This is a genomic window from Georgenia thermotolerans (assembly GCF_009193185.1).
Lineage (GTDB): Bacteria > Actinomycetota > Actinomycetes > Actinomycetales > Actinomycetaceae > Georgenia > Georgenia thermotolerans.
Map to the genome: position 1 here is coordinate 23,966 of NZ_VUKF01000034.1, position 18,570 is coordinate 42,535.

Annotated in this window: 15 protein-coding genes; 5 read left to right on the forward strand and 10 right to left on the reverse strand. The window is 73.7% G+C overall.

The window, feature by feature from the left end; translation table 11 throughout:
* Positions 1-8: 8 nt before the first annotated feature.
* The 3 genes from uraH to GD970_RS15320 form a co-directional block, all read right to left on the reverse strand.
* A complete protein-coding gene (gene uraH / locus GD970_RS15310) occupies positions 9-347 on the reverse strand; it encodes a hydroxyisourate hydrolase (RefSeq protein WP_152203769.1) in 339 nt (112 codons plus the stop codon).
* The gene (gene uraD / locus GD970_RS15315) at positions 344-847 is read right to left on the reverse strand and encodes a 2-oxo-4-hydroxy-4-carboxy-5-ureidoimidazoline decarboxylase (RefSeq protein WP_152203770.1); all 504 of its coding nucleotides are present in this window, start codon (positions 845-847) and stop codon (positions 344-346) included. The genes uraH and uraD overlap by 4 nt, the downstream gene beginning before the upstream one ends.
* 236 nt (positions 848-1,083) lie before the next feature.
* Complete coding sequence (locus GD970_RS15320; protein ID WP_152203771.1) at positions 1,084-2,580, reverse strand: nucleobase:cation symporter-2 family protein; 1,497 nt, start codon at positions 2,578-2,580, stop codon at positions 1,084-1,086.
* 418 nt (positions 2,581-2,998) lie between these two features.
* Between GD970_RS15320 and GD970_RS15325 the strand changes: the two genes are divergently transcribed.
* The gene (locus tag GD970_RS15325; protein ID WP_211489938.1) at positions 2,999-3,559 is read left to right on the forward strand and encodes a DoxX family protein; all 561 of its coding nucleotides are present in this window, start codon (positions 2,999-3,001) and stop codon (positions 3,557-3,559) included.
* Between the two features lie 145 nt (positions 3,560-3,704).
* On the opposite strand, the gene GD970_RS15330 is transcribed toward GD970_RS15325, so the two are convergent.
* From GD970_RS15330 to GD970_RS15350, 5 genes are all read right to left on the reverse strand, one after another.
* Positions 3,705-5,132, reverse strand: a complete 1,428-nt coding sequence (locus GD970_RS15330) for an NAD-dependent malic enzyme (protein WP_152203772.1) — start codon at positions 5,130-5,132, stop codon at positions 3,705-3,707.
* Between the two features lie 188 nt (positions 5,133-5,320).
* Positions 5,321-6,826 (reverse strand): Asp-tRNA(Asn)/Glu-tRNA(Gln) amidotransferase subunit GatB, encoded by a 1,506-nt coding sequence (gene gatB, locus GD970_RS15335; protein WP_152203773.1) that lies wholly within the window; start codon positions 6,824-6,826, stop codon positions 5,321-5,323.
* Entirely contained in the window at positions 6,823-8,331 is a 1,509-nt protein-coding gene (gene gatA, locus GD970_RS15340) for an Asp-tRNA(Asn)/Glu-tRNA(Gln) amidotransferase subunit GatA (RefSeq protein WP_152203774.1), read from the reverse strand. The genes gatB and gatA overlap by 4 nt, the downstream gene beginning before the upstream one ends.
* Complete coding sequence (gene gatC, locus GD970_RS15345) at positions 8,328-8,627, reverse strand: Asp-tRNA(Asn)/Glu-tRNA(Gln) amidotransferase subunit GatC (RefSeq protein ID WP_152203775.1); 300 nt, start codon at positions 8,625-8,627, stop codon at positions 8,328-8,330. Before gatC ends, gatA begins: the two co-directional genes overlap by 4 nt.
* A 67-nt stretch (positions 8,628-8,694) precedes the next feature.
* Positions 8,695-9,105: a pilus assembly protein CpaE gene (locus GD970_RS15350; RefSeq protein ID WP_152203776.1), complete on the reverse strand. Its 411-nt coding sequence runs from the start codon at positions 9,103-9,105 to the stop codon at positions 8,695-8,697.
* 85 nt (positions 9,106-9,190) lie between these two features.
* Here GD970_RS15350 and GD970_RS15355 point away from each other — a divergent pair, with 85 nt between their 5' ends.
* On the forward strand, positions 9,191-10,480 hold the full coding sequence (locus GD970_RS15355; protein WP_319593469.1) for a phospholipase D-like domain-containing protein: 1,290 nt from the start codon (positions 9,191-9,193) through the stop codon (positions 10,478-10,480).
* Between the two features lie 9 nt (positions 10,481-10,489).
* Here GD970_RS15355 and GD970_RS15360 read toward each other — a convergent pair whose 3' ends face one another.
* Positions 10,490-11,002, reverse strand: coding sequence for a GNAT family N-acetyltransferase (locus tag GD970_RS15360; protein WP_211489843.1), 513 nt, complete (start codon positions 11,000-11,002; stop codon positions 10,490-10,492).
* 341 nt (positions 11,003-11,343) lie between these two features.
* Here GD970_RS15360 and GD970_RS15365 point away from each other — a divergent pair, with 341 nt between their 5' ends.
* The 3 genes from GD970_RS15365 to xdhC are packed head-to-tail and all read left to right on the forward strand — an operon-like array spanning position 11,344 to position 16,158.
* A complete protein-coding gene (locus tag GD970_RS15365) occupies positions 11,344-12,843 on the forward strand; it encodes a xanthine dehydrogenase small subunit (protein ID WP_152203777.1) in 1,500 nt (499 codons plus the stop codon).
* The gene (gene xdhB, locus GD970_RS15370) at positions 12,840-15,311 is read left to right on the forward strand and encodes a xanthine dehydrogenase molybdopterin binding subunit (protein WP_152203778.1); all 2,472 of its coding nucleotides are present in this window, start codon (positions 12,840-12,842) and stop codon (positions 15,309-15,311) included. Before GD970_RS15365 ends, xdhB begins: the two co-directional genes overlap by 4 nt.
* Position 15,312: 1 nt before the next feature.
* A complete protein-coding gene (gene xdhC / locus GD970_RS15375) occupies positions 15,313-16,158 on the forward strand; it encodes a xanthine dehydrogenase accessory protein XdhC (RefSeq protein ID WP_152203779.1) in 846 nt (281 codons plus the stop codon).
* A gap of 40 nt (positions 16,159-16,198) precedes the next feature.
* On the opposite strand, the gene ligA is transcribed toward xdhC, so the two are convergent.
* Positions 16,199-18,499, reverse strand: coding sequence for an NAD-dependent DNA ligase LigA (gene ligA / locus GD970_RS15380; RefSeq protein ID WP_226925380.1), 2,301 nt, complete (start codon positions 18,497-18,499; stop codon positions 16,199-16,201).
* Between the last annotated feature and the right edge of the window lie 71 nt (positions 18,500-18,570).

The window sequence follows — 18,570 nt, forward strand, 5'->3', positions numbered from 1 at the left end:
GGTGCCGGTCAGCTGCCCCGATAGGTGGAGTAGGCGAACGGGCTGAGCAGGATGGGGACGTGGTAGTGGCCCTGCCCCTCCTCCACGCGGAAGTCGATGGTGACCTCGGGGTAGAACGTCGGGCGGCCGGCGGCCGCGAAGTACTCGCCGGTGGCGAAGACGAGGCGGTAGGTGCCCGGCTCGAGGACGGCGGGGCCGAGCTCGCGGTTGCGGCCGTCGGCGTCGGTGCGGCCGGTGGCCACCTCCGCCAGCCCGTCACCGGCGTGGCGGGACAGCGTCAGCCCCACGCCGGCGGCCGGGACCCCGGCGACGGCGTCGAGGACGTGGGTGGTGATGTGCGAGGTCATGCGAGCTCCTTCTGCAGGCGGAGGACGGCGATCTCCCGCAGCTGCTCGGCGGCGATGCGCCGCTCGGTCGCGGGGTCGTGGGTGAGGCGCTCCTCGAGCGCGGCGAGGATCTCCGCGGCGCTGCGGCCGGCGGCGCGGATGAGGAAGACGTGGCCGAACCGCTCCTCGTAGGCGGCGTTGCCCTCGCGCAGCCGGCGGGCGGTCTCCGGGTCGACGCCGTCGACGGCGGCCTGCTCGCGGCGGGAGTGCGCGGCGTCGGCGTCCGCGCCCTGCGGGCGCTCGCCGATGCGGGGGTGGCGCGCCAGGGCGGCGTCGACCTCCTCCTCGCTCCAAGGGCGGGCGGCGGCGCGGGCGGCGGTCAGGGCGGTCTCGACGTCGGCGTAGGGTCGGCCCTGGACGATCTGCTCCGCCCAGCGCGGCACCGCGGCGCAGGCGAGCAGCAGCGCCCGGGCCTCCCGGGCGTCGGCTTCGTTGAGCCGCGCCAGGCCGGTGAGCGTCATTCTCGACTCCTTCGTCGCTGTTCCATATTGTGGAAGTGGATTTCCGTTCTAGAAAAGTAGACCCTGCGCCGCGGAGGCTGTCAAGACGCTTCGGCGACATTCGCGGCGGCCGGCGCGGGTGCGCCCGCCGCCCAAGCGGCGGGCACGGCGGCGGCACGGCCACAGGCATGGCGACGGGCGCCGCCCGCGGGTCGAGACCCGGGGCGACGCCCGCGCGATCCGGCGCGCCGGCGGGGTTAGACCTGCTCGGGCGCGGCCACCCGGCCCGTCCCGCCGGCGGGCGCCAGCGGGACCTCGCGGCCCTGGGCGTCGACGAGGCGGCCGCCCTCGACGCGGTCCCCGTCCTCGAGCGCCTCGAGCAGCTCGGGGCTGACGTAGCGCGTCCCGCGCGCGACGAAGACCGAGGACTGTGGGGCGTTGCCGGTGCGGAACACGTTGAACACGAGGTTGAGCAGGACCGCCATGATCGCCGCGGAGCTGATGCCGGAGTGGAAGATCGTCACGAACCACGCCGGGAAGCCGTCGTAGAAGTTCGGGGCGACGATCGGGATCATGCCGAAGGCGAGCGAGCTGGCGACGATGACGAGGTTCATGTTGCCCTCGTAGTCGACCTTGGCCAGCGTCCGGATCCCGCTGGCGGCCACCGTGCCGAACAGGACGATCCCGGCGCCGCCGAGCACCGGCGTGGGGACCGCCGCCACCAGCCGGCCGAGGACCGGCAGCAGGCCGAGGACGACCATGATCACGCCGCCGGCGCTGACGACGAAGCGGCTGCGGATCCCGGTGATGGCGACCAGGCCGACGTTCTGGGCGAACGCCGTCTGGGTGAAGGAGTTGAACACCGGCGCCACGGCGCTGGAGAGCATGTCCGCCCGCAGGCCGTCGGCGATACGGCGGGAGCCGACCTTGCTGCGCACGATCTCGCCGACGGCGAGGATGTCGGCGGTCGTCTCGGTCATCGTCACGAGCACGACGATGGTCATCGAGATGATCGCGGCGATCTCGAAGTGCGGCATGCCGAAGGCGAAGGGCGTGGGCAGGGCCACCACCGCGCCGTCGCCGACGCCGGAGAAGTCGGCCATGCCGAGCGCCGCCGCCACCAGGGTGCCGATGACGATGGCCAGGAGGATCGACAGCCGCGAGACGGCCGCGATGCCGACCTTGCTCAGCACGAGGACGACGAGGAACGTCAGGGCGGCCAGCCCGATGTTCGCGGGGCTGCCGTACCCCTCGGCCTCCGGGTTGCCGCCCAGGGTCCAGTTGGCCGCGACCGGCATGAGCGTCAGGCCGATGGTGGTGATGACGACGCCGGTGACCACCGGCGGGAAGAACCGGATGACCTTGGCGAAGAAGGGGGCGAGCACGAGGCCGATGAGGCCGGCGACGAGCACGGCGCCGAAGACCGCCGGCAGCCCGCCGCCGCTCGAGAGGATGGCGAGCATGGTCGCCACCCCGGCGAAGGAGACGCCCTGGACGAGCGGCAGCTGGGAGCCGAAGAACGGCACGCCCCAGCTCTGCAGGATCGTCGCGGCACCGCCCACGAACAGCGCCGAGGCGATGAGGACGGCGATGTCGGGGCCCTGGAGGCCGGCCGCCGTCCCGACGATGAGCGGCACGGCGATGATCCCGCCGTACATGGTCAGCACGTGCTGGAGCCCGTACACGAAGGAGCGGGCCACGGGCAGCCGCTCGTCCTCCGGGCGCGCCGCCGTGGTGGTGGTTCCTCTTGCCATCCGTTGACCTCCTCGTCAACCGGCCGTGTGGCCGTATCGATGCGCGACTGCCGCGCCGCAGGAAGGCCGATGCCCCCGCTGCCTGGTCCGCCTCGGGAGGGCCCGCGTCACGCCCGACACCTCTGCCGGAGACTTCCGTGATGTGGAACACAACTTCCGAGGGAGCGGCGTCAACGTAACCGGCTCCGCGCCCCCCGTCAAGGGTCCCGGGAGGCGCCGGGGCTCCGCGGACGTCACGCGTGGGACCTTCGCCCCAGCGCCGCCCCGAACCGACGCGAACCCGCCGAAAAGAGGCTCGACGGTCGGGACGTTAGCCCCAGGAACCGGACATTGCGGGCGGCCATGCTGGTGCCCAAGGAGCTCAACCAGAGCTCGAGCGGAGCGAGGTAGCTCCACCACTGCTCACAAGGAGAGCATGATGGCCACGTCATTCGAGAACCGCACCGCCGGCACCACCCCTCGCCCGGCGCCCCGGTACCAGGAAGAGCTGGTCACCACCCCTGCGGCGCGCAAGGTGCTCGCCGCCGGCCGCATCATCATCGGCTGGGTCTTCCTCTGGGCCTTCATCGACAAGCTGTTCGGCCTGGGCTTCATGACCACGGCCGACAAGGCCTGGATCAACGGCGGAACTCCCGCCCAGGGCTTCATCAAGGGCATCGAGGGCCCGTTCCACAGCGTCTTCCAGGTCTTCGTCAACCCGTTCGGCGACGCGCTCTTCATGCTCGGCCTGCTCGGCATCGGCGTCGCGATGATGCTCGGCGCCGGCCTGCGCATCGCGGCCGTGACCGGCACGCTGCTCATGCTGTTCATGTACCTCGCCGAGCTGCCCCTGGCGCTGGGCGGCACCAACCCGATCGTCGACTCCCACTGGATCGAGGCGATGCTGCTCATCATCTCCGCGGTGACCCTCTCGGGTGACACCTGGGGCGTGGGCAAGTGGTGGGCCGGCGTGATCGGCAAGAACACCTGGCTGCGCTGAGCGAACCGACGGGCGCGGCGCACCCGCCGCCCGTCACGACCACAGAGGCCCTGGTCCACTCGGACCAGGGCCTCTGTGGTGCCGGTGGTGCGCCGTCCGCACGTCCCCGTCGACGGCGTGCGGCCGGTGGCCGCCGGTGCCGGCGTCAGGCCGTGACCGCCTCCTCGGCGGCGCCGGCCTGCTCGGCGAGGTACTTCTCGGCCTCCGCGCGCACCGCCTCGGCGACGGCCTCGGCGACGCGGTGGTCGAAGACGCCGGGGATGACGAAGGCGCTGTTGAGCTCCTCGGGGCTGACCACCTCGGCGATCGCGACCGCGGCCACGCGCAGCATCTCGTCGGAGATGTGCGAGGCCCCGGCGTCCAGCAGCCCGCGGAACAGCCCCGGGAAGGCCAGGACGTTGTTGATCTGGTTCGGGTAGTCGCTGCGCCCGGTGGCCACCACCGCCGCCGTCTGCCCCGCCTCGATCGGGTCGACCTCCGGGGTGGGGTTGGCCAGCGCGAACACGATCGCCCCCTCGGCCATCCTCGCCACGTCCGCCCCGGTCAGGATGTTGCCCGCGGAGACCCCGATGAACACGTCCGCCCCCACCAGGCCCTCGCGGAGGGAGCCGGTGAGCTGGTCGGGGTTGGTGTGCTCGATGATCCAGCTGCGGTGCGGGTCGCCGTTGCCGACCCCGCGGTGCAGCGCGCCGTGCCGGTCGAAGCCGATGATGTTGCGGGCGCCCTGGGCCTTGAGCAGCTTGATGATCGCCGACCCCGCCGCCCCCACGCCCGAGACGACGATGCGCACGTCCTCCATCTTCTTGTCCACCACCTTCAGCGCGTTCAGCAACGCCGCCAGCACCACGATCGCCGTGCCGTGCTGATCGTCGTGGAACACCGGGATGTCCAGCTCCTCACGCAACCGCGCCTCGATCTCGAAGCACCGCGGCGCCGAGATGTCCTCCAGGTTCACACCCCCGTACACCGGCGCCAGCGCCTTGACGATGGAGATGATCTCCTCGGTGTCCTTGGTGTCCAGGCACACCGGCCACGCATCGACGTTGGCGAACTGCTTGAACAACGCCGCCTTGCCCTCCATCACCGGCAACGCCGCCGCCGGGCCGATGTCCCCCAGCCCCAGCACCGCCGTGCCGTCGGTGACCACCGCCACCGTGTTCCGCTTGATCGTCAGCCGCCGCGCATCCTCCGGCTTCTCCGCGATCGCCAGGCACACCCGCGCCACCCCCGGCGTGTACGCCCGCGACAGGTCCCGCCGCGTCTTCAGCGGCACCTTCGCGTTCACCTCGATCTTCCCGCCCAGGTGCAGCAGGAACGTCGAGTCGCTCATCTTCAGCACCCGCACACCCTCCAGGGCGTTCAGGGCCTCGACGATGCGCTCGCCGTGCTCGGCGTCGACCGTGTCGCACGTGACGTCCACGACGAGCTTCGTCGTGGTCGAGTGGGCGATGTCGACGCCCATGACCGCCCCGCCGGCCTCGGCCACGGCCGCGACGAGCATGCTCGTGGCGCGCTGGGAGGCCGGGACCTCCACGCGCATCGTGATGGTGTAGCTGGGACTGGGCATGGCCATGGGAGCGGGCCTTTCAAAGGTGGGACGAATCACGTTGAGCGGCATGAATCGTAACCCCCCGCACACCCCGGCCCCGACCAGGCCGGTCCAGGCCGGGCCGGGGACGCCGAACGGCCCCCTCCGGTGGGAAGGGGGCCGTCTGCCGGGCCACCGCGCCGAGAAGCTGGCGTCTCGGCGCGGAGGGCGGGTCAGCCGATGCGCTGCATGAGCAGCTCGCGCACGCGGGCCGCGTCGGCCTTGCCGCGGGTGGCCTTCATGACCGCGCCGACGATGGCGCCGGCGGCCTGGACCTTGCCGCCGCGGATCTTCTCCACCACGTCGGGGTTGGCGGCCAGCGCCTCGTCGATGGCCGCCTCGAGCGCGCCGTCGTCGGAGACCACCTCGAGGCCGCGGGCGACGACGACCTGCTCCGGGGAGCCCTCCCCCGCGAGCACGCCCTCCAGCACCTGCCGGGCCAGCTTGTCGGTAATCCGGCCGGCGTCGACGAGCCCGGCGAGCTCGGCGACCTGCTGGGGCGTGATCGCCAGCTCCTCCAGCGCCACGCCGTCGGCCTTGGCGGTGCGGGCCAGCTCGCCCATCCACCACTTGCGGGCGGCGGCCGGGCTGGCGCCCGCGGCGACGGTGGCCTCGACGAGGTCCCCGGCGCCGGCGTTGACCAGGTCGCGCATCTCCGCGTCGGAGTAGCCCCACTCGGCCTGGAGGCGGCGGCGCCGTACGGCCGGCAGCTCGGGCAGGGTCGCCCGCAGCTCCTCGACCCACTCGCGCGGCGGGGCGAGCGGGACGAGGTCCGGCTCGGGGAAGTAGCGGTAGTCCTCCGCGTCGGACTTCACGCGCCCGGGCGAGGTGGTGCCGTCGTCCTCGTGCCAGTGCCGGGTCTCCTGGACCACCTGCTCGCCGGCGTCGAGCACGGCGGCCTGGCGGGAGATCTCGTAGCGCACCGCCCGCTCGACCGAGCGGAAGGAGTTGACGTTCTTCGTCTCCGTGCGGGTGCCCAGCGGCGAGGTCGGCGTGGGGCGCAGGGAGACGTTGACGTCGGCGCGCACGTTGCCGCGCTCCATGCGGGCCTCGGAGACGCCGAGGGCCCGGAAGATGTCGCGCAGGGTGTTGACGTAGGCGCGGGCGACCTCCGGCGCCCGGGCACCGGCACCCTCGATGGGGCGGGTGACGATCTCCACCAGCGGGATGCCCGCCCGGTTGTAGTCGACCAGGGAGTACTCCGCGCCCTGGATGCGGCCCGCGGCGCCGCCGACGTGGGTGTTCTTCCCGGCGTCCTCCTCCATGTGGGCGCGCTCGATCTCCACGCGGAAGACCGTGCCGTCCTCGAGCTCGACGTCAAGGTGGCCGTCGTGGGCGATCGGCTCGTCGTACTGGGAGGTCTGGAAGTTCTTCGGCACGTCCGGGTAGAAGTAGTTCTTCCGGGCGAACCGGCAGCTCTCTGCGATGGAGCAGTTCAGCGCCAGGCCGATCTTCACGGCGTACTCGACGGCGGTGGCGTTGACCACGGGCAGCGCGCCGGGCAGGCCGAGGGAGACGGGTGTGACGGCCGTGTTGGGCTCGGCGCCGAAGGTCTGCGGGGCGCCGTCGAACATCTTGGACTTCGTGCCCAGCTCGACGTGGACCTCGATGCCCAGGACGGGGTCGTACCGGGCGACGGCGTCGTCGAAGTCGACGAGATCAACGGTCTGCGTGCTCATCGGGAGGCCACCTCCAGCTCGGGGGCCTGGGCCAGCAACGGGCCGCCCCACTTCTCGGTGAGCAGGCGCTCGAGCACGCCGCCCACCCGGTACAGACGGGCGTCCTCGCGAGCGGGCGCGAGGACCTGGAAGCCGACCGGCAGGCCGTCGTCGCTCAGGCCCGAGGGCAGCGAGAGCCCGGGGATCCCGGCCAGGTTCGCCGGGATGGTCGCGACGTCGTTGAGGTACATCGCCATGGGGTCGTCCAGCTTCTCGCCGAACTTGAACGCCGTGGTCGGCGCCGTGGGCGAGACGAGCACGTCGGCCCGGGCGAAGGCGGCGGCGAAGTCGCGCTGGATGAGGGTGCGGACCTTCTGCGCCGAGCCGTAGTAGGCGTCGTAGTACCCGGCGGAGAGGGCGTACGTGCCCAGGATGATGCGGCGCTTGACCTCGTCGCCGAACCCGGCGCCGCGGGTGGCGGCCATGACGCGCTCGGCGGTGACGGGGCCGTCCGTCGGCTCCACGCGCAGACCGAAGCGCATGCCGTCGAACTTGGCGAGGTTGGAGGACGCCTCCGCCGGCAGGATCAGGTAGTAGGCCGCGAGCGCGTACTCGAAGCTGGGGCATGAGACCTCGACGACCTCGGCGCCCGCCTGCTGCAGCAGCGCGACGGACTGCTCAAAGCTGCGCCGGACACCCTCCTGGTACCCCTCGCCGCCGAGCTCCTTGACGATGCCCACCCGCACGCCCTTGAGGTCGCGGGACCGGGCGGCCGCGACGTACCCGGTGGCCGGGTCCGGCAGCGAGGTCGAGTCCAGCGGGTCGTGCCCGCCGATGACCTCGTGCAGCAACGCGGAGTCCAGCACGGTGCGCGAGACGGGGCCGGCCTGGTCCAGCGACGAGGCCAGCGCGATGAGCCCGTAGCGCGAGACGCCGCCGTAGGTCGGCTTGGTGCCGACCGTGCCGGTGACGGCCGCTGGCTGACGGATCGAGCCGCCGGTGTCGGTGCCGATCGCCAGCGGCGCCTCGAAGGCGGCGACGGCGGCCGCGGAGCCGCCGCCGGACCCGCCCGGGATGCGCTCCAGGTCCCACGGGTTGCGGGTGGCGCCGTACGCGGAGTGCTCCGTGCTCGACCCCATGGCGAACTCGTCGAGGTTGGTCTTGCCGAGGATCGGCATGCCGGCGGCCCGCAGCTTCGTCACGAGGGTCGCGTCGTAGGGCGGGACCCAGTTCTCGAGGATCTTCGAGGCGGCGGTGGTGACCTGGCCCTTGGTGACGATGATGTCCTTGACGGCGATCGGCACGCCGGCCAGCTCGGCGAGCTCCTCGCCGGCGGCGCGGCGGGCGTCGACGGCGGCCGCGGCGGCTAGCGCCTCGTCCGTGTTGACGTGGAGGAAGGCGTGGACGTCGCCGTCGACGGCGGCCATGCGGTCCAGGTGGGCCTGCGTCACCTCGACCGAGGAGACCTCCTTGGCGGCGAGCAGCGCGGCGAGCTCAGCGGCGGTGCGGCGGGTCAGGTCGCTCATGCGTCCTCCCCGAGGATCTGCGGGACGGCGAAGCGGCCCTCGATGGCGGCGGGGGCCGCGGCCAGCACCTCGTCGGCGTCGAGCGTGGCCACCACCTCGTCCGGGCGCATGACGTTGGTCAGCGGCAGGGGGTGGGAGGTGGCGGGCACGTCGGGCGTGGCGACCTCGTTGACCCGAGCCACCGCGGAGGCGATGACGTCGAGCTCGCCGGCCAGGCGCTCGACCTCCTCGGGCTTCAGCTCGATGCGGGCGAGCGCCGCGACGCGCGCGACCTCGTCGGAAGAGATGGTGGACATGCGCACGAGTCTAAACGCCCGGCGCCTCGCGGCGGCGGGCCGGTCCGGGCGCCCGGCGGCCCCTCCCTCAGCCGGTCGCGGGCCCGATGAGCTCGAGCAGCGCCCGGGCGTAGGCGTCCGCCGCGCCCGGCGCGCGGTGCTCGGCGGCGCCCCGGCCGGGCACCGTGGTGGTCACGAGGAAGGCGTCGTCCTCGCGGCGCAGCGAGCGGAACGTGCCGCCGAGCAGCTCGCGCAGCTGGTCCTCGCGCGGCAGCCAGACCGTCTGGTCGAGGGTGACCGCGTCCAGCGCCCACTCGACGGTGCCGTTGAACCCCAGCACGGTGCCGGTCGGGAAGCGGTGGGTCTCGATGCTCATCTCGGCCACCGTGAACACCTCCCCGACCAGCTCGGGCTGGTCGATGGTGAACCGGTCGCCGGGTGCGGGGCGCCACCGCAGCCCGGCGCCACGCAACGCGCGGGCGAGCTCGAGGGAGATCACCCGGCCAGTATCACGGGCCCGCCCGCCCGGCGGCACGGGATCGGGCTGCCGGGTCCGGCGGCTCCGCAGCCGTTAGGTTGGCGCCATGCCGATCAGATCACGCCTGGGGTACGCCCTCCTCCGGGCGCAGCGCATCCAGGGCCGCGACGTCTGGCGCGCCATGCGGTGGTACGTGACGGGGACGGTCGCGGTCCAGGCCGCGGCGGCCTCCGCCGTCGTGCTCGTGGACCGGGTGCGCAAGCGGCGCCAGCCGCCCACCGGAGAGTTCCCGCGCACCGAGCCGGCGACGCTGCCGGTGGCCCACTCGAAGGTGACGACCTACACCTTCGGCGCGGACCTCTACGCCGACATGCTCGCGGCCATCCGCGGCGCCCGCCGCACCGTCTACTTCGAGACCTTCATCTGGAAGTCCGACGAGGTCGGCAAGCAGTTCAAGAACGCGCTCCTGGCCGCCGCACGCCGGGGCGTGGAGGTGTACGTCGTCTTCGACAGCTGGGCGAACCTGGTGGTGCCCCCGGGGTTCAAGTCCTTCCCGAACCTGCCGACGCTGCACGTGCTGCGCTTCCCTCTGTTCCGCCCGGGCCTGCTCACCCTCAACGTGCGCAAGACCGGCCGCGACCACCGCAAGATCCTCGTCGTCGACGGCGAGGTGGGCTTCGTCGGCGGGTACAACATCGGCTCGCTGTACGCCACGCAGTGGCGCGACACCCACGTGCGGGTGGAGGGCCCCAGCGCCTGGGAGCTGGAGAACGCCTTCGTCGACTTCTGGAACGACCACCGCAGGCGCCGCCACCCCGAGATCCCCGACCGCGGCGCGCGGGCGTGGGAGGCGCGCATCCGCGCCGCGCAGAACGCCCCGAACCGGCTGAGCTTCCCCGTGCGCGGGCTCTACCTCGAGGCGATCGACCGGGCCGAGCACCACATCTACATCACCCAGGGGTACTTCATCCCCGACCGGGACATCCTGCGCGGCCTCGTCAGCGCCGCCCACCGCGGGGTCGAGGTCAAGGTGCTCATCCCGGAGGTCTCCAACCACGTCCTGGCCGACTGGGCCGCCCGCGCCTACTACACCCAGCTGCTCGAGTCCGGGGTGCAGCTGTGGCTGTTCCAGGACGCGATGGTGCACGCCAAGACGATGACGGTCGACGGGCGCTGGACCACGGTGGGCACGACCAACATCGACCGCATGTCGATGACGGGGAACTTCGAGGTCAACCTCGAGATCTACGACGACGACCTGGCCGAGCAGATGGAGAAGATCTTCGCCACCGACCTCACCAACTCCCGCCAGCTCACCCTGCGCGAGTGGGAGTCGCGCGGGCTGCTGTCGAAGCTCGGCGAGCGGATCCTGCGCCGGCTCGGCCCGCTGCTGTAGCGGCCCGGCTCAGACCTCCAGCGCGTAGAACCACATGACCGCCGAGGGGTCCCAGGAGCCGACGTAGTCGCGGCCCGGGTCGCGCCGGTACCCCACGCGCTCGTAGAGGCGGTGCGGGACGGCCGGGCCGTCCACCGAGAGCACCGACAGCACCAGCCGCGGGTAGCCCTGCTCCGCCGCCCACTCCTGGGCGGCGCGCAGCAGGACCTCGGCGACGCCGCGGCGCTGGGCGGCGGGGTCGACGGCGAGCATCCGCACCTCCAGCTCGTCGTCGCGGGCCAGGTCGGCGTAGGCCGTGCCGGCCGCGGCGAGCGTGAGGGTGCCGAGCACCTCCCGCCCGGCGCGGGCGACCAGGACGATGGCCTCGGCCGCCCGGCGGGCCACGTCGCGCAGGGCGACGGCGTACCCGTCGTCCTCCTCGGCCATGCCGCCCGCGCGGTAGGCGGCCACGCACAGCTCCCCGACGCGGTCGAGCTCCTCGGGGCGGACGGTGGAGACGGTGATCGAGGCGGTCTGCGGCACGGCGTCATTATCGCGCGGCGGACGCCGCGTCCCGGACGCCGCTGGGGAACCGGGCGGCGCCCCGGGGGCCGCACCGACACCGGCTGCGGAGACCACGCCGACACCCGCACGACGGACCGCGCCGATACCGGCCGAGGGGCGCCCGAACTCCGGCACGCGGAAAACCTCTTCCGAAGTTGTGGAGCTGGAGGGCGCTCGGCATGTATGGTCCGTGTCACACCGAGCCGCTGTTCGGCATGGATAACCAGGGGTTCGGGCCGGCTCCCAACCATGCCCCCGCACGCCCGCGCGCAATGGCGCCGCCGTGGCGAGGCGAGGACAGTAGATGAGGAGTGAGTGCCATGAGCGGCATCCGAGTCACGGTCAACGGCGAGACCCGCTCGGCCACGTCCGTCTCGCCCCACACGCGGCTGCTCGACTGGCTGCGCGGCGAGGGACTGACCGGCGCCAAGGAGGGGTGCGCCGAGGGAGAGTGCGGCGCGTGCGCGGTGCTCGTCGCCCGCCCCGACGGCGGGGGGCGCACCCGGTGGACGGCGGTGAACGCCTGCCTGCCCGCCGCGGCGACCTTCGACGGCCAGGAGATCGTCACCGCCGAGGGGCTCGGCACCGCGCCGGGCGTCGGCACCGACGCCGCGCTGCACCCCGTCCAGCGGGAGATGGCGGAGCGCGGCGGGTCCCAGTGCGGGTACTGCACCCCAGGCTTCGTCTGCGCCATGGCCGCCGAGTACTACCGGCCCGACCGCTCCCCCGCCGACGCCGACGACGCCGCGGGCACCGCCGTCACCGGCCCGGAGCACGCCGTCGACCACACCACCGGGCCCAACGGCTTCGACCTGCACGCGCTGAGCGGCAACCTGTGCCGCTGCACCGGCTACCGGCCCATCCGCGACGCCGCGTACGCCCTGGGCGCCCCCGAGCCGGCCGACCCCCTCGCCGTGCGGCAGGAGCGCCCCGCGCCCGCCGCCTGCGCCACCCACCTCGCCGCGGACGGGGCCGAGCTCGTCCGGCCCGCCACGCTCGCGGAGCTGCTCGCCCTGGTGGCGGAGCGGCCGGAGGCGCGCCTGGTCGCCGGCGCGACCGATGTCGGCGTGGAGGTCAACATCGGCCAGGCCCGCCCGCCGCTCGTCCTGGCGATCGACCGGCTCGAGGAGCTGCGCACCCTCGACGTGACCGCGGAGCGGGTGGAGATCGGCGCGGCCCTCACCCTCTCCGAGATCGAGCACCGCCTGGCCGGGCGGGTGCCGCTGCTGGCCGAGCTCTTCCCGCAGTTCGCCTCCCGGCTGATCCGCAACAGCGCCACCCTCGGCGGCAACCTCGGCACGGCCTCCCCCATCGGCGACGCCGCGCCCGTGCTGCTCGCCCTCGACGCCGCCCTCGTGCTGGCCTCGGTCGACGGCGAGCGGGAGGTCCCGCTGGCGGAGTACTTCACCGGCTACCGCCGCACGGTCCGCACCGCCCAGGAGATCATCCGCGCGGTGCGCCTGCCGCTGCCGGTGGCGCCGCACGCGGCGTTCTACAAGATCGCCAAGCGCCGCTTCGACGACATCTCCTCCGTCGCCGTGGCCATCGCCATGGAGCTCGACGGCGGGACGGTCGCCTCGGTGCGGATCGGCCTGGGCGGCGTGGCCGCCACCCCCGTCCGCGCCCACGCCACCGAGGCCGCGCTGACCGGCCGCCCGTGGGACGCGGACACGGCCACCGCGGCCGCCGCCGTCCTCGCCGGCGAGGGCACCCCGCTGGACGACCACCGCGCCAGCGCGCGGTACCGCACCGCCATGCTCGAGCAGTCCCTGCTGCGCTTCCTCGACCAGACCCAGCCCGCCATGGAGGTGTCCCGATGAGGTCCCTGGCCGACCGCCCCGAGAGCCCCGTCGTGGGGCTGCCCGTCGCCCACGAGAGCGCGGACCTGCACGTCACCGGCACCGCCCTGTACACCGACGACCTCGTCGAGCGCACCCGCGACGTCCTGCACGCCTGGCCGGTGCAGGCCCCGCACGCCCACGCCCGCGTCACCGCCCTGCGCACCGCGCCGGCCCTCGAGGTGCCCGGCGTCGTCCGGGTGCTCACCGCCGCCGACGTCCCGGGCGTCAACGACGCCGGCATCAAGCACGACGAGCCGCTCTTCCCCGACGAGGTCATGTACTACGGCCACGCCGTGTGCTGGGTGCTCGGCGAGACCCTCGAGGCCGCCCGGCGCGGCGCCGCGGCGGTCGAGGTCGACTACGAGCCGCTGCCCTCGCTGCTCACGCTCGCCGAGGCCATCGCCGCCGAGAGCTTCCAGGGCAACCAGCCCACCGTCAGCCGCGGCGACGTCGAGGCCGGGCTGGACGCCGCCGTCCACCGGTTCACGGGCGAGACCACCATCGGCGGGCAGGAGCACTTCTACCTCGAGACCCACGCGGCGCTGGCCCAGGTGGACGAGGCCGGGCAGGTCTTCGTCCAGTCCAGCACGCAGCACCCCTCCGAGACCCAGGAGATCGTCGCCCACGTCCTGGGCCTGCACAGCCACGAGGTCACCGTCCAGTGCCTGCGCATGGGCGGCGGGTTCGGCGGCAAGGAGATGCAGCCGCACGGCCTGGCCGCCGTCGCCGCGCTCGGCGCGACGCTGACCGGGCGGCCCGTCCGGCTGCGGCTGACCCGCACCCAGGACATGACGATGACCGGCAAGCGGCACCCCTTCCACGCCAGCTGGGAGGCCGGCTTCGACGGCGAGGGCCGCCTGGTCGCCCTGCGCGCCACGCTGACCAGCGACGGCGGCTGGAGCCTGGACCTGTCCGAGCCGGTGCTCGCCCGGGCGCTGTGCCACGTCGACAACGCCTACTTCGTCCCGCACATCGAGGTCCACGGCCGCATCGCCAAGACCAACAAGACCTCCCAGACCGCGTTCCGCGGCTTCGGCGGCCCGCAGGGCATGCACGTCATCGAGGACATCCTCGGCCGGTGCGCCCCGCTGCTCGGCCTCGACCCGTCCGACCTGCGCCGGCGCAACTTCTACGAGGCCGGCCAGGCCACCCCGTACGGCCAGCCGGTGCGCCACCCGGAGCGGCTGCACGCCATCTGGGCCCAGCTCACCGAGCGCGCCGAGGTGGAGCGGCGCCGCGCCGAGATCGCCGCGTTCAACGCCGCCCACCCGCACACCAAGCGGGCCCTGGCGCTGACCCCGGTGAAGTTCGGCATCTCCTTCAACCTCACCGCCTTCAACCAGGCCGGCGCCCTCGTGCACGTGTACAAGGACGGCTCGGTCCTCATCAACCACGGCGGCACCGAGATGGGCCAGGGCCTGCACACGAAGATGCGTCAGGTGGCCGCCACCGCGCTGGGGGTGCCGCTGGCGTACGTCCGGCTCGCTCCTACCCGCACCGACAAGGTGCCCAACACCTCCGCCACCGCGGCCAGCTCGGGCGCGGACCTCAACGGCGGGGCGGTGAAGAACGCCTGCGAGCAGATCCGAGAGCGTCTCGCCGAGGTCGCGGCCCGGCGCCTGGGCATCCACCCCGACGACGTGCGCTTCGCCGACGGCAAGGTCACCGGCATCGGCTTCCACGACCGCGACCTCGCCTGGGCCGACGTCGTGCACGACGCCTACTTCCAGCGCGTGCAGCTCTTCGCCGCCGGCTACTACCGCACCGAGGGGCTGCACTGGGACGGGGCGCGCATGCAGGGCGAGCCGTTCAAGTACTTCGCCTACGGCGCCGCCGCCACCGAGGTCGAGGTGGACGGGTTCACCGGCGCCTACCGGTTCCTGCGCACCGACATCGTCCACGACGTCGGCGACTCCCTCTCCCCGCTCATCGACGTCGGGCAGATCGAGGGCGGGTTCGTCCAGGGCGCGGGCTGGCTGACGCTGGAGGAGCTGCGCTGGGACGTCTCCGACGGTCCGGGCCGCGGCCGGCTGCTCACCCAGGCGGCGAGCACCTACAAGCTGCCCAGCTTCTCGGAGATGCCCGAGGAGTTCCGCGTCCACCTCTTCGAGGAGGCCACCGAGCGCGGGGTGGTGTACGGGTCGAAGGCGGTCGGTGAGCCGCCGCTCATGCTCGCCTTCTGCGTCCGCGAGGCCCTGCGCGAGGCGGCGGCCGCCTTCGGCCCCGCCGGCCGGTCGGTGGAGCTGGCGAGCCCGGCCACGCCCGAGGCAGTCTTCTGGGCGGTCCAGGCCGCCCGGCAGGCGACCGAGGGGGACGGCGTGCGGGCGACGACCGGCGACGACCGGCGGGCCGGCGCCGCGCCCGTGCCCGCAGCCGGTGACGGCGCCATTGGCGACGGCACCCCCGGCGCCGCGGAGCCCACCCCGCCGGCGCTGTCGAGGAGCTGAGGTGGACTGGCTCGCGGCCCTGGAGCACCTGCGCGAGCAGGGCCGCTCCGGCGTGCTCGTGACCGTCACCACCGTGCGCGGGCACGCCCCGCGGGAGGCCGGCGCGAAGATGGTGGTCGCCGCCGACGCCACGTGGGACAGCATCGGCGGCGGCAACCTCGAGGCCACGGCGATCGACCGGGCGCGGGCGATGCTCCGCGACGGCGACGACGCGCCCGAGACGCTGCTGCTGGCGCTGAACGAGCACGTGGCCAACCGGCACGGGCAGCAGTGCTGCGGCGGGGAGGTGACCGTCCTGCTCGAGCCGCTGCGGGCGCGGCCCACGGTGGCCGTCTTCGGGGTCGGGCACGTCGGCCGCGAGCTCGCCCGGATCCTGTCCCGGCTCCCGCTCGACCTCCACCTCGTCGACAGCCGGCCCGCTCGGCTCACCGACGACGCGCTGGCCGACGTCCGCGGCGGCCGGGCCCGGGTGCACGTCCATCCCGCGCCCGCCCCCGAGGCGGTGCTGCGCACCCTGCCCACCGGCGCGCACGTGCTCATCATGAGCCACGACCACGCCGAGGACTTCCTCCTGTGCGACGCCGCGCTGCGCCGCGGCGACCTCGAGGTGGGTCTCATCGGCTCGCGGGCGAAGTGGACCCGGTTCCGCCACCGGCTGCGCGGCGAGGGGCACGCCGACGCCGCGGTCGACCGCATCGTGTGCCCCATCGGGCTGCCGGGCCTCGGCGGGAAGGACCCGGCCGTCATCGCCGTCAGCGTCGCCGCCCGCCTGCTGCAGGACCTCGAGGGGGCGCCGGCGGCGGCCGTGCCGGAGACCCGGCGCCACGCGGCGGCGCCGCCCGCCTGACGCCACCGGCCTGACGCCACCGACCTGACGCCGCCCGGCGTCAGGTGGCGGCGCCGGCCTCCACCCGGTCGGCCACGGCCGCCGGACCGCCCTCGAGCAGCGCGACGAAGCCCGCCTCGTCGAGGATGGGCCGGCCGAGCTCGCGGGCCTTGTCCTCCTTCGAGCCGGCGTTGGCGCCGACGACGACGAAGTCGGTCTTCTTCGACACCGACCCGGCGGCCTTCCCGCCGCGGACGATGATCGCCTCCTTGGCGGAGTCGCGGCTGAAGTTCTCCAGCGATCCGGTGACCACGACGGTCAGGCCCTCGAGGGTGCGCTCGATGGACTCGTCGCGCTCGTCGGCCGTCCGCACGCCCGCGGCCGCCCAGCTCTCGACGATCTCGCGGTGCCAGTCCTCCTCGAACCACGCCTGCAGCGCCGCCGCGATGACCGGGCCGACGCCGTCGACGGCGCTGAGCTCCTCGAGGCTGGCCGCGCGGATGTCGTCGAGCGAGCCGTAGTGGGTGGCCAGGGCCCGGGCCGCGGTCGGGCCGACGTGCCGGATGGACAGCGCCACGAGCACCCGCCACAGCGGCTGGGCCTTCGCCTTGTCCAGCTCGGCGATCATCAGCTCGGTCGTGGCGGTGGGCTTGGACGGCCTCGACACCGTGCCGTCGCGCTTGAAGGTGGGGGTGGTCCAGAAGAACAGGCGCTGCTCCCACCGGCCGGTGCCCGCGCCGTCCTTCTTGATCTCGCGCCACACCCGCACGTCGCGCAGGTCCTCGGCGGTCAGGTCGAACAGCCCGGCCTCGGTGGTGAGGACGGGGCGCTGGCGCGGCGGGAGCTCGGCCTCGGCCGCGGCGAGCTGCTCGGGGGTGGGCACGGGGCCGTGCCCGGCCTGGACCGCCAGGGCGGCGGCGGCCAGCTCACGGTTGGCCTCGGGATCGGTCAGGGCGAGCGCGGCCTCGCCGCCGAGCGCCTCGATGTCCAGGGCGCCGCGGGAGGCGATGTGGGCCACGCGCTCGGTGAGCTGGGCGGGGCAGGAGCGGGAGTTGGGGCAGCGCAGGTCGACGTCGCCCTCCTTGGCCGGGGCGAGCGGGGTGCCGCAGGAGGGGCACCGCTCGGGCATGACGAACTCCCGCTCGTGCCCGTCGCGCAGGTCCACCACGGGGGCGACGATCTCCGGGATGACGTCCCCGGCCTTGCGCAGCACCACCGTGTCGCCGATGAGGACACCCTTGCGCTTGACCTCGTTGGCGTTGTGCAGGGTGGCCATCCCCACCGTGGACCCGGCCACGAGCACCGGCTCCATGACGCCGTAGGGGGTGACCCGCCCGGTCCGACCGACGTGGACGCGGATGTCCAGCAGCTTGGTGTTGACCTCCTCGGGCGGGTACTTGTACGCCGCCGCCCAGCGCGGCGCCCGCGAGGTGGCACCCATCTGCCGCTGCAGCGCGAAGTCGTTGACCTTGATGACGATGCCGTCGATCTCGTGCTCGACGGTGTGCCGGTGCTCGCCGTAGTAGGCGATCATCTCCTCGGCCTCCGCGCGCGAGCGCACCAGGCGGGTGTGGGTGGAGACCGGCACGCCCCACTCGCGCAGCTGCTCGTACAGGCCCCACTGCGTGCGCGTCTCCGGCGCCGTGACGCGGCCCCAGTCCACGGCCCCGACGCCGTGGGCGATCATGTCCAGCGGCCGCGCCGCCGTCACCCGCGGGTCCTTCTGGCGCAGCGACCCCGCCGCGGAGTTGCGCGGGTTGGCGAACGGCGCCTTGCCGGCCGCGACCAGCGAGGCGTTGAGCTCCTCGAACTTCTCGACCGGGAAGAAGACCTCGCCGCGGATCTCGATGCTGGCCGGGTGGCCGTCGCCGTCGAGCTGGTGGGGCACCGCGGCGATGGTGCGCACGTTGAGCGTGACGTCCTCGCCGGTGCGGCCGTCGCCGCGGGTGGCGGCGCGCACGAGCCGGCCGTCCTCGTACAGGAGGTTGACGGCGAGCCCGTCGATCTTCAGCTCGCAGGTCATCTCCACGTCGCCGCGCCCGGCGGCGGCGTCGACGCGCGCGGCCCAGTCCCGCAGCTCCTCGAGGGAGAAGACGTCGTCCAGGCTCATCATCGGCTCGTGATGGGTCACCGTGGCGAACTCGGTGGAGAAGGTGCCGCCGACGCGCTGGGTCGGCGACTCCGGCACGCGCAGGTCCGGGTGCGCCGCCTCGAGCTCCTCGAGCGCGCGGAACAGCCGGTCGTACTCGGCGTCCGAGAGGGTCGGGGCGTCGCGCACGTAGTAGGCGAACTGGGCCGCCTCCACCTGCTCGGCCAGCTCGGCCCAGCGCTGGCGCACGTCCGCGGCGGCCGCGGCCGGCACCGCCGCGGCGGCTTCGGTGACGGGGCCGGCGTCGTCGGGGGTCGGGGTGCTGGTCTCGCTCACCGTCACAT